Here is a 12,709-nt window from a genome sequence, read left to right on the forward strand (position 1 = left end):
CGTCGGTGCCGGTGCGCCCCTCGCGACCGGGGAACCGTGCGGCGAGGTCGCGGTCGTCGAAGTCGGCCTCGCCGGGCAGCGACAGGTGCCGCGCGCCGCGTCGCGGACCGCGTCGGCGAAGCGCGCGCGGTGAGGAACCGGACGTCGTGCCCGCGGTCGACGAGACCGCGCGCGACGGCGAGCAGCGGGGTGACGTGGGCGTGGACCGGGGTGGAGCAGAGCAGGACGGATGCCATGGGACGGACCTCTCGGGGCGGTGGCGCGGTGACGGGTGCGCGCGGACCGGGCCGTCCGGGCGTGTGGCAGAATCGACAACCGTTCGGAGTATTCATCACCCTCTGGGGGTAGTCAATAGTGCCGCGTCGCTCGTACACCTCCGACCTGCGCGCCGAGCAGGCCGCGCGCACCCGCGAGCGCGTCGTCCGGGCGGCGTCCGCCGAGCTGGCCGAGCACGGCTACGAGCGCACGACGCTCGCGCGGGTCGCCGAGCGCGCCGGCGTCTCGCTGGAGACGGTCAAGGCGAACGGGCCGAAGCGTGCGCTCCTGCTCGCGGCGTTCGAGGTGACGTTCGCCGGGTCGAGGGCGCGCGTCCCTCGCCGCACGCCCCGACGGTCGCGCGCTCGTGGCGACCGAGGACCCGCGCGCGTTCCTCGACGGCCTCGTCGGACTCGTCGCGACCGCGAACGAGCGCGCCGCCGGGCTGTGGTCCGCCTTCACCACCGCCGCCCGGTCCGACGACGCCGTCGCCGCCGAGCTCGGCGCCCTGCTCGAGCGCCGCCGGACCGACCTGCGCGCGAGCGTCGACCTCCTCGCGTCCCACGGCTTCACGCTCCACGGCCCGCGCGAGCGCGCCGCCGAGACGCTGTCGTACCTGGTCGCCCCGGAGAGCTACACGCACTTCGTCCTCGGTGCGGGCTGGTCCGGGACGGCGTACCGGGCGTGGCTGCGCGACGCGGTCGTCCGCCTCGTCGCGGCACCGCCGGGCGAGGAACCGCCCCGCCCGAGGCGGTGACGCGGCGCCGGGCACGGGTCTACCGTGAGCCATGGCCACCCTCACCCCAGGCTTCCACGGTCGTCCGCGGCCGCAGGGCGTCGCCCTGCCGCCCGGGCAGTACGTCGAGACCGGCTTCCCGGTCCTCTCCGCCGGCCCCACCCCGCGCGTCGACACGAGCACGTGGCGGCTCGACGTCGTCACGGAGTCCGGCGACACCCGCTCCTGGACGTGGTCCGACCTCATGGCGCTCCCCCAGGACGAGCCGACGGTCGACATCCACTGCGTGACGCGCTGGTCGAAGTTCGGCACGTCGTGGCGCGGCGTCTCGCTCGACACGCTGCTGGCCGACGTCGAGTCCACCGCCGACTTCGCGATGATCGGCTGCTACGGCGGCTACACGACGAACCTGCCGGTCTCCGAGCTGCTCGGCGGCAAGGCGTGGGTCGCGCACACGTTCGACGGCGCGCCGCTGCACCCCGTGCACGGCGGGCCCGCCCGGCTGCTCGTCCCGCACCTGTACTTCTGGAAGTCCGCGAAGTGGGTCAACCGCATCACGCTCATGCCCATGGACGAGCAGGGGTTCTGGGAGCGGCTCGGCTACCACGACCTCGGCGACCCGTGGCGCGAGCAGAGGTACCAGGGTGACTGAGGCGGTCGCCCCCGGCCCCCCGGCCGGGCCGGGCGCCAAGGCGGACCCGGAGAACCGGACGGGCGCACGCCTCGGCGCGCGGTACGCCATGCCGACCGGGTGGCGGGTCGCCCGGCTCGTCGACGCGTGGGCGGAGAGCCCGACGGCGCGCACGCTCGTCCTCGACGTCCCCGACTGGCCGGGCCACCTCGCCGGGCAGCACCTCGACCTCCGCCTGACCGCGCCCGACGGGTACACCGCCGAGCGCAGCTACTCGATCGCCGGCCCGGCGAGCGACGCCGCGTCGTCGGCGCGCGTCGAGGTGACGGTCCAGCGCGTGCCCGACGGCGAGGTGTCGGGCTACCTCACGGACGCCTTCACCGTCGGCGACGCGATCGAGGTGCGCGGCCCCGTCGGTGGCTGGTTCGTCTGGTCGCCCGAGCGGGACGCCGGGACGCCGGTCCAGCTCGTCGCGGGCGGTTCCGGGCTCGCCCCGCTCATGGCCATGATCCGCACGCGGCGCGACGACGGCGACCGCACGCCGTTCCGCCTGGTCTACTCCGTACGGACGCCGGAGGACCGGTTGTACGTCGACGAGCTCGGCCGCCTCGCACGCACCGGCGACGGGCTCGAGGTGCAGGTCGCGTACACGCGCGCCGCGCCGCTCGACGCGCGGCGCGGACCCGGAAGGCTCACGCTCGCCGAGCTCGACGCGTGGGGCTGGCCGCCGGACCTCGAGCCGGCGTGCTTCGTGTGCGGCCCGACCGGCTTCGTCGAGGCGGTGTCGCGCACGCTCGTCGCGCTCGGCCACGACCCGGCGCGCGTCAAGACCGAGCGCTTCGGCCCGGCGTCGGACTGACGCCCCGCCCCGTCCGCCCACCCGGTCCCGCGAGATAGAGGGTTCTCCTCGAGATTGAGGGTGATTCCCCTCTATCTCGACGGAAACCCTCTACCTCGCGCGGGGCCGGGCGGCGGTGGGAGCTGCGCGCGCGCCTCGCGTTCGGCGAGCACGCTGCGCAGCAGCTTGATGGTGAGCACCAGCGCCCAGAGCGCCAGGACCGTGATCGCGAGGAGGAGCAGGTAGTAGAGGAGCCCGATGACGCCGAGCCCGGACATGAGGGACATGCGCCGACAGTAGCGCCGGGCGCAAGACGCGCCCGGGACGCCACACAGTCCGGGTGGAGCCGCGCGCGAGGCCTCTCCTCGACCAGCGCGGATGGCGACGAGGGAGCGGGCATGGCACCCACGACAGGGCTGGCGCTGGACAAGCGCGCGGCGGCACGACGCGCGCGTGACGCGCTCGCCGTGGTGGTGGCACTCTCGCTGCTCGCCGCGTGCGGGGCACCGCGGTCCACCCCGCCCGCCCTGCCCATCACGCGGGCGGACGTCGTGCACCGCGTCGTCCCGGTCAGTGACGCCAGGGCGGTCCCCGACGTCGTCACCGCGACGGACCGCCTCGGCGCCGCGATGCTCGCGTCCGCGCCGCGCGAGGGCAACGTCGTCGTGTCGCCCGCGAGCGCCGTCGTCGCGCTGTCGATGCTGGCGGAGGGCGCGCGCGAGGAGACCGCCGCGTCGCTCGACGAGGCACTGGGCGCCGTCGGGCCGGAGCGCACCGCCGCGGTCGGCGCGCTGCTCGCCGCGCTGCAGGAGCACGATGGCAACCCGGCCGCCGTGCAGGCCGCCGAGCTGCCCGAGGAGCCGCTCGCGCACCTGGCGAACCAGGTGGTCGTCGACGACCAGGCTGCGATCCACGACACCTACCTCGAGGCGCTCGGCGCCGGGTACGGCGCAGGCGTGCTGCGCACCGACCTCGGCACCGACGCGGGCCTCGCGCCGTTGTCGGACTGGGCGAGGTACCACACGGGCGGGCTCGTCGAGAGGTCCGCGATCGAGCCCGACCCGGACCTGCGGCTCGTCCTCCAGAACGCGACGCTGTTCGCGGCGCGCTGGGAGGAACCGTTCGAGGAGTCGGAGACGGGCCCGCAGCCGTTCGTCCTCGGGTCCGGGGAGGAGGTGCAGGCAGAGGCGCTGCGGCAGACGAACGACGCCCGCTACGCCGAGGTCGACGGGTGGCGCGCCGTCCGCCTGCCGTACGTCGAGGCGTTCCACGCCGACGTGCTGCTCCCGCCGCCCGGGACCGACCCGGCGTCGATCACGGCGGAGCAGCACGCGGCGCTGCGCGAGGCCCTGGATGCCGCGGCGCCCGTCCCGGTGGACCTGACGATGCCGACGCTCGACGTGCCGGCCGAGTCACCGACGGACCTCAGACCGGCGCTGACGGACCTGGGACTCGGCCGGCTTCTCGGCCTCCCCACCCTTCCGGACCTGAGCGGCATCAGCGACCAGGGCCTCGTCGTCTCGCAGGCGTGGCAGCAGTCCGTGCTGCAGGTCGACGCCGAGGGCACCGTGGCCGCCGCCGTCACGGAGATCGGCGTCACCGAGGAGGCTGCCGCGATCGACGTGCTCGAACCGGTCGTCCTGCGCGTCGACCGCCCGTACGTGTTCTCCGTCGCCCACTCCGACACCGGCTGGACGCTGTTCACGTCCGCGATCCGCGACCCGCGCCACTGACCCCGGCGTCCGCGGCTACGGACGCGACCACACCCCGGCCGCCGCCGCGTCGGCGACGAACGCCTCCACCGACCGCGCCGGCCGGCCCGTCAGGCGCGGCACGTCGTCCGTGACGACGGCGAAGTGCCCGGCGCGCACCCGCTCGTAGGTGAGGGCGGTCAGGTCGCGCTCGAACCCGGTCAGCCCGTCCAGGGCCTCATCCGCCCCGAGCTCGGTGTAGACGACCGGTCGGCCGAGCGCCGCGGACAGGAGCTCCGCCGTCCGGCTGTGGAGCACCGCCTGCGGGCCGGACAGCTCGTACGTCCGGCCGGCGTGCTCCCGGTCGAGCAGGGCGAGCTCGGCGACCTCGGCGATGTCGCGCACGTCGGTCCACGCGACGGGTGCCTGTGCGTGCGGGAAGGCGAGCTCCCCCTCGGCGATCTGGTCGCGCAGGAACCTCGGATCGGTCATGACCTGCATGAACCAGCCCGGCCGGAGGAGGGTCCAGGACCGGCCGCTCGCCCGCACGGCCTGCTCGACGCGGGCCGACCAGCCCTGCGGCCCGGACTGCTCGGGATCGCGCTCGGAGAGCAGGACGACGTGGGTGGACGGTGACGCCGTCGCGAGGAACTCGGCGACGAGCTCGGGGGCGTCGGCGCGGAGCGGCACGACGACGAAGACGGCGTCGACGTCCGTGGTGGCGGGGGCCCACCCGTCCGGGCGGTCCCAGGAGAGCTCGACGGGGACGACGCCGTCGCGCGTGACGCGCGCCGGATCGGTGCTCCCGCCGAGGAGCTCGACGTCGTCCCGCGGGGCCAGCCGGTCGGCGAGCGCCGAGCCGGTCTTCCCGCGGACGGAGGTGATGAGGATGCGCATCGTGCCGGTCCTTCCGTTCGGATGTCGGTGCTCGGGCGCGCTCCGGCGGGTCAGGACCCGGCGCCCTCCGGTACGACCGCGGTGACGCGGATCTCGACCCGCATGCCGACGGCGGCGAGAGCGGCGACACCGACGGCGGTCCACACCGGGGCGCGCTCGCCCATCCGCTGCCGGAGCTGGTCGACCATCGCGGTGGTGTGCTCGTCGCCGACCTCGTCGGGCCGGGTGGGGACGTGGAAGCTGTCGACGGCGACGACGTCGCGCCAGGTGACCCCTGCCTCGGCGAGGGTCCGCTCGACGTTGTCGAAGGCGCGCACGGTCTCCTCCGTCAGGTCCTCGGGGAAGCGGAGCTCGTCGTCCCACCCGCCCTGCCCGGAGATGTGCACGACGTCGCCGACGCGGACGGCCTGGTGGTAGTGCCGCTGCTCCCGGAACGACTCGCCGTAGCCGGGGGTGACGAAGAACTGGGGCGCGGTCATGGGGACTCCTCGCGTTGTCACTTCACCGATGAATTGAACGTAGCACTCCTTGACTTCATCTGTGAAGCGTCCTGGCGCTGCTAGAGTCGAATTCATGCCGGAATCGACCCAGGACGTGGAGGTCGGCGCCGTCTCCGGGGACGAGCCGCGCTGGCTCTCGCCGAGCGAGAAGGAGGCGTGGACGGGGGCGGTCTCGCTGATGCTCCTGCTGCCGAGTCGCCTGGACTCGGCCGTCCAGCGCGCGGCCGGCGTGACGCTCTTCGAGTACCTCACGCTGAGCCACATGTCGGAGGCGCCCGACCGTCGTCTGGTGATGAGCGAGCTGGCGTACCTGACCAACGGCTCGCTGTCGCGCCTGTCCAACGTCATGAAGAAGTTCGAGGCCCGCGGCTGGGCCTACCGCGAGCCCGACCCGACCGACGGTCGGCGGACGATCGCGGTCCTCACGGACGACGGCTGGGCCAAGGTGGTCGAGGCGGCGCCCGCGCACGTGCGGTCCGTGCGCGAGCACGTGCTCGACCCGCTGACGGCCACCGACCAGCGGGCGCTCGCCCGGATCGCGGCCAAGCTGCGGACCCGGCCCGAGGACTTCGCGGCCTCGTGAGGTGCGGCGCCCGGCACGGCGCAGCCGCCGAACCCGGGGTCGTGCGGCACGAGCGGCCCTGCCTGCCGCACGACCCGGGGTTCCGCCCTCTGGTCAGCCCTCGACGACTCAGCCCTCGACGACGGTGACCGTGACGTCGATGTTGCCGCGCGTCGCGTGGAGTAGGGGCAGACCTGGTGCGCCGCGTCGGCGAGCTGCTGGGCGACGTCGTGCGGGACGTCCGGCAGCACGACCTCGAGGTGGACGGCGAGGCGGAAGCCGGACTCCCCGTCGGAGCCGATGTGGACCTGGGAGCCGACCGACGAGTCGTGGAGGGCGACCTTCTGCGACCGGGCCACCGCCTGCACGGCCGAGTGGAAGCACGCGGCGAACCCGGCGGCGAACAGCAGCTCCGGGTTGGCGGCGCCGCCGGCGCCGCCCATCTCGCGCGGGACGGCGAGGTCGAGGTCGAGCACCCCGTCGCTCGTGCGGACGTTGCCGTTGCGGGCACCTCCGGTCGAGAGGGCCTCGGCGGTGTAGGGCGGGGTCATGCGGTTCCTTTCGTCGGTCGGGGCCGTGCCCCGGGGGCACCGCACGAGGATCCGTGCGGCGGAGCGGTGGAGCGATGGCTCGGTGGCGCGACCGCGGGACGGCCGGTCACCGGTGGAGGAGGACGACGAGGTCAGCCGGCGTGGCGGACGGACGCCGTCACGGCGCGCATGCCGTCGGTCAGACCGTGGACGGCGTCGCGCAGCCGTCGGGCCTCGTCGACGTCCAGGCCCATGCCCTCGTACACGCGGCGGGGGACGTCGCCGAGCTCGTCGCGCAGCGCGACGCCGCGCTCGGTGAGGCGCACCACGACGACCCGCTCGTCGGCGTCCTCGCGGACGCGCACGAGGAGGCCGGCCTGCTCCATGCGGCGCAGGAGCGGCGAGAGCGTGCCCGAGTCGAGGCCGAGGCACCGGCCGAGCTCGGAGACGGTGCGGCGGTCCTGCGTCCACAGGTCGACCAGCACGAGGTACTGCGGGTACGTCAGGTCCCACGGCGCGAGCAGCGCCCGGTAGGCCTGCGTCGTGGCCCGCGCCGCGGCGTAGAGGGAGAAGCAGACCATCTCGTCGACCACGGTCGGCGGGCTCTCGGTGCTCACGCTCACATCCTCGTGCACAACTGGATTGTGCACAACCGACATTGCCCCGGCACTGGCGCACGACGCCGGCCGCGGGAAGACTGGAACCGTGCCCGCCGATCGTCCGCCCTCGACCACACGGGAGCGCGCGCTGCCGCCCGACGTCGCCGACCTCCGGACCCTCGTGGCGCGGGTGCGGTCGCTCCGGGAGCGAGCAGGCGGCCGACGGGTCGTGGTCGGGATCACCGGCAGCCCCGGTGCGGGCAAGACGACGCTCGCCGTCCGGCTCGCCGACGCCCTCGGCCCCGAGGCGGTCCATCTGCCGATGGACGGGTTCCACCTCGCGAACGCGACGCTCGACCGGCTCGGCCGGCACGACCGCAAGGGCGCGCTCGACACGTTCGACGGCTGGGGCTTCGTCGCGCTGCTGCGCCGCGTGCGCGAGGAGACGGACCACCCCGTGTACGCGCCGTCGTTCCACCGCGCCGTCGACGAGCCGGTGGCCGGCGAGATCGCGGTCGCGCCCGAGCACGGGGTCGTCGTCGTCGAGGGGAACTACCTCCTCGTGCCCGACGAGCCCTGGGGCCGCGTGCGCGACCTGCTCGACGAGGCCTGGTTCTGCGACGCCGACGGCGACGAGCGCGAGCGCCGCCTCGTCGACCGGCACACGCGCCACGGGCGCACGCTCGAGGCCGCGACCGCGTGGGCGACCGAGGTCGACGGCCGCAACGCCCGCGTCATCGAGGGGACACGCGCCCGCGCCGACCTCGTCGTCTCCGGCGCGATCCCGGCCTGAGGAAGCCGGCGGCGCCCCGCCCACCCCAGGGCATCGCCGGTCGCTCAGCCCAGAGGCGGCCGACCGTCGTCGAGCACCCAGCGCATCGCCGCGTGCTCGGTCGTGCGCCCGTACGCGAACACGACCACGGGCCGGACCGCGAAGACGCGGGCCTCTCCCCCGTCGGCGTGGTGGAACGAGCCGTCGCGCACGGTGAACGCCCAGTCGTCGCCGTACTTGCACCGCCACCGCTCGGCGAGGCGCAGCAGCGCGGCCTCGTCGACGACGCGCACGGCCTCGCCCTCGACCACGACGTCGAGCGCGTCGACGTACGCGTTCGTCCCCGTGGTCAGCACGACGCGCGGGTTCTGCGCGAGGTTGCGCGCCTTGCGCTCCCGCGGTCCGGTCGTCACGTGCAGGCACCCGTCCGCGGCGACCGTCATGAGCGGGGTGACGTGGGGGCGCCCGTCGGGGCGGACGGTCGAGATCCACGAGATCTCGGCGCGCTCCAGGACGCGGCGAACGTCGTCCCACGGCACCGGCCGCGCCCCCGGCGAGCTGTACCCCGGGACCAGGGTCCCGGCGGGTCCGTCGTGCTCGTCGCGGAGAGCGGCCGGTGCGGTCGTCGGGGCGTCGGCCCGGTCGGCGGTCATGTCGCGTCCTCTCGTGGTCCTCGTCCGGCCGGTCGCCCGGCCGGTCGTCCCGTGCAGCGACCGGCGCGCGAGCGCGAACTCATCGGCCTACGGTCGGGCCATGGGCATCTCTCGTGGGGACCACGTCTCGTGGAACACGTCGCAGGGCCGCACGACCGGCCGCGCCGTCGAGAAGCGCACGGAGCGCTTCCAGCACGACGGCCAGGCGTTCGTGCCGACCGACGACGACCCGTACTGGATCGTCGAGTCCGACAAGAGCGGGGCGCGCGCCGCGCACAAGGAGTCCTCGCTGACGAAGGCCTGAGCCGGTGCGCACCGTCGACGCCGTCGTGATCGGCGCCGGCCCGAACGGGCTCGTGGCCGCCAACGCGCTTGTCGACGCCGGGTGGGACGTGCTCGTCCTCGAGGAGCAGGACACCCCCGGCGGCGCGGTCCGCACGGCCGAGGTCGCCGCGCCCGGCTACCGCACCGACCTGTTCAGCGCGTTCTACCCCCTCGCCGCGGCGTCCCCCGTCGTCCGGGGCCTGCACCTCGAGCAGCACGGGCTGGAGTGGACCCACGCGCCGTCCGTCGTCGCCCACGCGCTCGACGACGGCCGGACCGCCGTCCTGCACCGCGACGCCGCGGACACCGCGGCCGGGCTGGAGGAGTTCGGCGCCGGCGACGGCGACGCGTGGCTGCGCCTCGTCGAGGACTGGGACCGCATCCGCGACCCGTTCCTCGACGCCCTGTTCAGCCCCCTGCCCCCGCTCGTCCCGGCCGTCCGGCTGCTGCGCCGCCTCGGCGTCGGCGGGTCGCTCGACCTCGCCCGGCTCGCGACGCTGCCGGTCCGCCGGTTCTCGGACGAGACGTTCCGCGGCGAGGGCGGCCCGCTGCTGCTCACCGGCAACGCCATGCACGCGGACGTCCCGCCCGACGCGGGCGCAGCGGCATCTTCGGCTGGCTGCTCGTCATGCTCGGGCAGGACGTCGGGTTCCCCGTCCCCGTGGGCGGTGCCGGGGCGCTCGCCGACGCGCTCGTCGCCCGCATCCGCGCGGGCGGCGGGGAGGTCGTCACCGGGACGCGGGTCGACCACGTGCACCTCGCCGGCCGCCGGGCCGTCGGCGTGCGCACCGCCGCCGGCGAGCACGTGCGGGCACGACGCGCGGTCCTCGCCGACGTCGTCGCCCCCGCCCTCTACCGCGACCTGGTCGGCGTCGACCGCCTGCCGGCGAGGCTCGTGCGCGACCTCGACCGCTTCCAGTGGGACCACCCGACGTTCAAGCTCAACTGGGCGCTCGACCGCCCGCTGCCGTGGACGGCCCCGGGCGCGCACGGCGCCGGGACCGTGCACCTCGGCGTCGACCGTGCCGGGTTCGTCGACGTCGCCGCCGACCTGTCCAAGGGCGCGCTCCCCCGCCGGCCGTTCCTCGTGCTCGGCCAGATGACGACCGCCGACCCCACGCGCTCCCCCGCCGGCACGGAGTCCGCGTGGGCGTACACGCACGTGCCCCACGGCCTCGAGTGGGACGCCGGCACCGTCGCCACGCAGGTCGACCTCGTCGAGGACGCTCTCGCGCGCGTCGCGCCCGGGTTCCGGGACGCCGTCGTCGGCCGCTACGTCCAGAGCCCGGCGGATCTCCAGGCCGCCGACGCGAACCTCCAGGGCGGCGTCGTCAACGGCGGCACGTCCGCCATCCACCAGGAGCTCTTCTTCCGCCCCACGCCCGCGTTCGGCCGCCCCGAGACGCCGTTCGACAACCTGTACCTCGCGAGCGCGTCCGCCCACCCCGGCGGCGGCGCCCACGGGGCGTGCGGGTGGAACGCGGCCCGCGCGGCCCTCGCCGCGAGCGGCCCCACCGGCGCGGTGCGTCGCGCGCTGCCACCGCGACGGCGGTGGGACCGGCTGCTCGGCGGCGCCCCGCGCCCCGCGGCCCGGCGCCCCGCGCCCTGACGTCCCGCGCCCTGACGAGGGCGGCCCGGCCCGCTCAGGGGCCGCGTCGCTCCGCGCGTCGCGCGTGGCCCTCCGCGGCGAGCGCCAGACGCCGCAGGGTCTCCCGGTTGCGCGGGGTGAGCAGCGCGCTGCGCACCGGCTTCGGCACGAACCTGCCGGGGCCGCGGCTGGCGTCCTCGTCGAGACGCACGGTGCACTCCGCACCCGACGCGGAGGGGGCCACGGTGACGCGGACCCGCGCCTCGCCGAAGGGCCAGCCCCGGGCCTGCATCTCGATGCCGCGGTCCGGGTCCCACGCGCGCACGACCGTCTCGTCGTCGAGGAGGAGCGGCCACGCCCCCACCGAGTGGTGGATGCGCGACCCCGGGGCGGGGAAGGACGTGTCCACCGCCCGGATGCGGGACGTGCCCACCACCCAGGAGGCGTACGTCCAGCCGTCCGCGAGCACCTCGAGGACGTCGGTCGCGGGAGCGCGCACGACGCGCGAGAGGCTCACCATGGCTCGACGGTAGCGACGACCGGCGCGCAGGCAACCGGCGGACGTCCTGCCGGGCGTGCACGCCGCTGCGCGGCTAGCGTCGGGCAGCGCCGCGCCGGCAGATCGCGTCGTCGGCACCGCACCGGTACAGCACCGGTACCGCACCGGTACCGCACGGACGAGCACACCTCACGGAGGACCGCCATGGCCGTCGACACCCGACCGCTCGCCGTGCTCACGGGCGCGACGGGCGGCATCGGCCGTGCGCTCGCGGCCGAGCTCGTGCGGCACGGGTACGACCTGGTCGTGTCCGCGCACGACGACGGGGTGCACGCCCTGCCCGCCGAGCTCACCGCTCCCCCGGCGCACCGGCTGCCCCGGCCGGCCCCGCGCGAGGCGGGGACGACCGGTCCGACGTCCACCCCGACCTCCGACCCGACGACCACCACGACGCCCGGCCCGACGGCCACCACGGCGCCCGGCACGGCGCGACGGGACGACGTCCCCGTCACCGCCGTCCAGGTCGTCGCCGTGCAGGCCGACCTCACCGCGCCGGAGGGCGTGCGCGCGCTCGTCGCCGCCGTGCGCGCCACCGGGCGCCCCGTCGACGTCCTCGCGCTCAACGCGGGCGTCGCGCACGGGGGGCCGTTCGTCACGAGCGACGTCGCGGGCGACCTCGACGTCGTCGCGCTCGACGTCGTGGCGACCGTCCACCTCGCCAAGGAGCTCGTCCCGGCGATGGCGCGGCGCGGTGCGGGGCGCGTGCTGATCACGGCGTCCACGGCCGCGGCCATGCCCGGTCCGTGGTTCGCGACGTACGCCGCGTCCAAGTCCTTCGTCGTGTCGTTCGGCGCCGCGCTGCGCCACGAGCTGCGCGGCACCGGCGTCACCGTGACCACCCTCCTGCCGGGGCCGACGGACACCGCGCTGTTCGTACGCTCCGGCATGGGCCGCACGCGCGTGGGCCGCGGCACGAAGGACTCCGCGTCGACGGTCGCCGCCGCCGCGTACCGCGGGCTCGTGGCCGGGCGGGCGACGTTGCTCGTGCGGTCGGTCAACCCGTGCTGCAGGTCGTGGCGGGGGCGGTGCTGCCCCGGCGGCTCGCCGCCGCCGCGCAGGCGCTCTACACCGCCCCGCCGGACGGCCCGGCCTCGTGACCCGGCTGCCCGTGCGTGCGCCGCTCCTGCTTCATGCGCGCCTCGAACAGGTGCCGGACGCCGCCCGCGAGCTCGTCGCGCGCCCGGCGCTCGTGCTCGCGGAACGCCGTCCAGTAGCCGTCGTCGTAGTCCTCGACGAGCTGGAAGGTCCACCGGCCCTCGACGACGTTGCGCCCGACGAGCTCGGCCTCGATCCGGTCGGCGACCTCGCCGTGCCCGGCGGCCCGCAGCTTCTCGACGGCGTCGCCGAGCGCGAGGTCGGCCTCGCCCGTGAGCTGGTGGAACGTGTACAGGTGCCCGCGCGCCCGCTCGGTCGTCTCGAGCGCCTCGCTCAGGGCACCGAGCGCCTCGACCGTCGCGTCGTCGACGCCCTCGGGGGTGGGGCGGCCGGGCAGGTCCTTCGCGTCGTCGGTCACGGGCGTCACGCTAGGTCGGGCGTGCGCGCCGCGCACCCGGGCCCTCGGACGCCCTGCCCGT

At 75.7% G+C, this 12,709-nt stretch carries 16 protein-coding genes and 3 pseudogenes; 11 read left to right on the top strand and 8 right to left on the bottom strand.

Features of this window, described 5'->3' with window-relative positions; all coding sequences use genetic code 11:
* Positions 1–354: 354 nt before the first annotated feature.
* From BJF88_RS22875 to BJF88_RS01820, 4 genes and pseudogenes are all read left to right on the top strand, one after another.
* Positions 355–492, top strand: a pseudogene (locus BJF88_RS22875) (hypothetical protein); the annotation flags it as partial.
* A 130-nt stretch (positions 493–622) separates the two neighbouring features.
* Positions 623–1,012, top strand: coding sequence for a hypothetical protein (locus tag BJF88_RS01810; protein WP_075827525.1), 390 nt, complete (start codon positions 623–625; stop codon positions 1,010–1,012).
* A 31-nt stretch (positions 1,013–1,043) separates the two neighbouring features.
* The gene (locus tag BJF88_RS01815) at positions 1,044–1,643 is read left to right on the top strand and encodes a sulfite oxidase-like oxidoreductase (RefSeq protein ID WP_075827526.1); all 600 of its coding nucleotides are present in this window, start codon (positions 1,044–1,046) and stop codon (positions 1,641–1,643) included.
* Positions 1,636–2,481, top strand: a complete 846-nt coding sequence (locus tag BJF88_RS01820) for a ferredoxin reductase (RefSeq protein WP_255371660.1) — start codon at positions 1,636–1,638, stop codon at positions 2,479–2,481. Before BJF88_RS01815 ends, BJF88_RS01820 begins: the two co-directional genes overlap by 8 nt.
* A 71-nt stretch (positions 2,482–2,552) precedes the next feature.
* On the opposite strand, the gene BJF88_RS01825 is transcribed toward BJF88_RS01820, so the two are convergent.
* On the bottom strand, positions 2,553–2,747 hold the full coding sequence (locus BJF88_RS01825; RefSeq protein WP_075827527.1) for a hypothetical protein: 195 nt from the start codon (positions 2,745–2,747) through the stop codon (positions 2,553–2,555).
* A 111-nt stretch (positions 2,748–2,858) separates the two neighbouring features.
* Here BJF88_RS01825 and BJF88_RS01830 point away from each other — a divergent pair, with 111 nt between their 5' ends.
* Positions 2,859–4,193, top strand: coding sequence for a serpin family protein (locus BJF88_RS01830; RefSeq protein WP_083648781.1), 1,335 nt, complete (start codon positions 2,859–2,861; stop codon positions 4,191–4,193).
* Positions 4,194–4,208: 15 nt separating this feature from the next.
* Here the strand turns inward: BJF88_RS01830 and BJF88_RS01835 are convergent, their stop codons facing one another.
* Together BJF88_RS01835 and BJF88_RS01840 are read right to left on the bottom strand one after the other, a co-directional pair.
* Complete coding sequence (locus BJF88_RS01835; RefSeq protein WP_075827528.1) at positions 4,209–5,048, bottom strand: NmrA family NAD(P)-binding protein; 840 nt, start codon at positions 5,046–5,048, stop codon at positions 4,209–4,211.
* A gap of 50 nt (positions 5,049–5,098) precedes the next feature.
* Complete coding sequence (locus BJF88_RS01840) at positions 5,099–5,527, bottom strand: Rid family hydrolase (protein ID WP_075827529.1); 429 nt, start codon at positions 5,525–5,527, stop codon at positions 5,099–5,101.
* A gap of 94 nt (positions 5,528–5,621) precedes the next feature.
* Between BJF88_RS01840 and BJF88_RS01845 the strand changes: the two genes are divergently transcribed.
* A complete protein-coding gene (locus tag BJF88_RS01845; protein ID WP_075827530.1) occupies positions 5,622–6,131 on the top strand; it encodes a MarR family winged helix-turn-helix transcriptional regulator in 510 nt (169 codons plus the stop codon).
* Between the two features lie 108 nt (positions 6,132–6,239).
* Here the strand turns inward: BJF88_RS01845 and BJF88_RS01850 are convergent.
* A pseudogene (locus BJF88_RS01850) lies at positions 6,240–6,661 on the bottom strand (organic hydroperoxide resistance protein).
* Positions 6,662–6,792: 131 nt separating this feature from the next.
* Positions 6,793–7,257, bottom strand: coding sequence for a MarR family winged helix-turn-helix transcriptional regulator (locus BJF88_RS01855; RefSeq protein ID WP_369824436.1), 465 nt, complete (start codon positions 7,255–7,257; stop codon positions 6,793–6,795).
* A gap of 130 nt (positions 7,258–7,387) precedes the next feature.
* On the opposite strand from BJF88_RS01855, the gene BJF88_RS01860 reads away from it, so the two are divergent.
* Entirely contained in the window at positions 7,388–8,032 is a 645-nt protein-coding gene (locus BJF88_RS01860; protein ID WP_075827544.1) for a nucleoside/nucleotide kinase family protein, read from the top strand.
* A gap of 44 nt (positions 8,033–8,076) precedes the next feature.
* Here the strand turns inward: BJF88_RS01860 and BJF88_RS01865 are convergent, their stop codons facing one another.
* Positions 8,077–8,664, bottom strand: a complete 588-nt coding sequence (locus BJF88_RS01865) for a pyridoxamine 5'-phosphate oxidase family protein (protein WP_083648782.1) — start codon at positions 8,662–8,664, stop codon at positions 8,077–8,079.
* Between the two features lie 100 nt (positions 8,665–8,764).
* On the opposite strand from BJF88_RS01865, the gene BJF88_RS01870 reads away from it, so the two are divergent.
* The 3 genes from BJF88_RS01870 to BJF88_RS20145 are packed head-to-tail and all read left to right on the top strand — an operon-like array spanning position 8,765 to position 10,597.
* Entirely contained in the window at positions 8,765–8,968 is a 204-nt protein-coding gene (locus BJF88_RS01870) for a DUF2945 domain-containing protein (RefSeq protein WP_075827546.1), read from the top strand.
* 4 nt (positions 8,969–8,972) lie between these two features.
* Positions 8,973–10,091 (top strand): NAD(P)/FAD-dependent oxidoreductase, encoded by a 1,119-nt coding sequence (locus tag BJF88_RS01875; RefSeq protein WP_222843902.1) that lies wholly within the window; start codon positions 8,973–8,975, stop codon positions 10,089–10,091.
* Positions 10,088–10,597, top strand: a complete 510-nt coding sequence (locus tag BJF88_RS20145) for an NAD(P)/FAD-dependent oxidoreductase (protein ID WP_222843903.1) — start codon at positions 10,088–10,090, stop codon at positions 10,595–10,597. Before BJF88_RS01875 ends, BJF88_RS20145 begins: the two co-directional genes overlap by 4 nt.
* A gap of 34 nt (positions 10,598–10,631) precedes the next feature.
* Here the strand turns inward: BJF88_RS20145 and BJF88_RS01880 are convergent, their stop codons facing one another.
* Complete coding sequence (locus tag BJF88_RS01880) at positions 10,632–11,096, bottom strand: SRPBCC family protein (RefSeq protein WP_075827531.1); 465 nt, start codon at positions 11,094–11,096, stop codon at positions 10,632–10,634.
* Positions 11,097–11,279: 183 nt separating this feature from the next.
* Between BJF88_RS01880 and BJF88_RS22880 the strand changes: the two are divergent.
* Positions 11,280–11,948 (top strand): annotated as a pseudogene (locus BJF88_RS22880) (SDR family NAD(P)-dependent oxidoreductase); the annotation flags it as partial.
* Positions 11,949–12,198: 250 nt separating this feature from the next.
* Here the strand turns inward: BJF88_RS22880 and BJF88_RS20900 are convergent.
* Positions 12,199–12,648: a hypothetical protein gene (locus BJF88_RS20900; RefSeq protein ID WP_255371661.1), complete on the bottom strand. Its 450-nt coding sequence runs from the start codon at positions 12,646–12,648 to the stop codon at positions 12,199–12,201.
* Positions 12,649–12,709: the final 61 nt, after the last annotated feature.

Origin of the sequence: Cellulosimicrobium sp. CUA-896 (assembly GCF_001942335.1) — a bacterium.
GTDB lineage: Bacteria > Actinomycetota > Actinomycetes > Actinomycetales > Cellulomonadaceae > Cellulosimicrobium.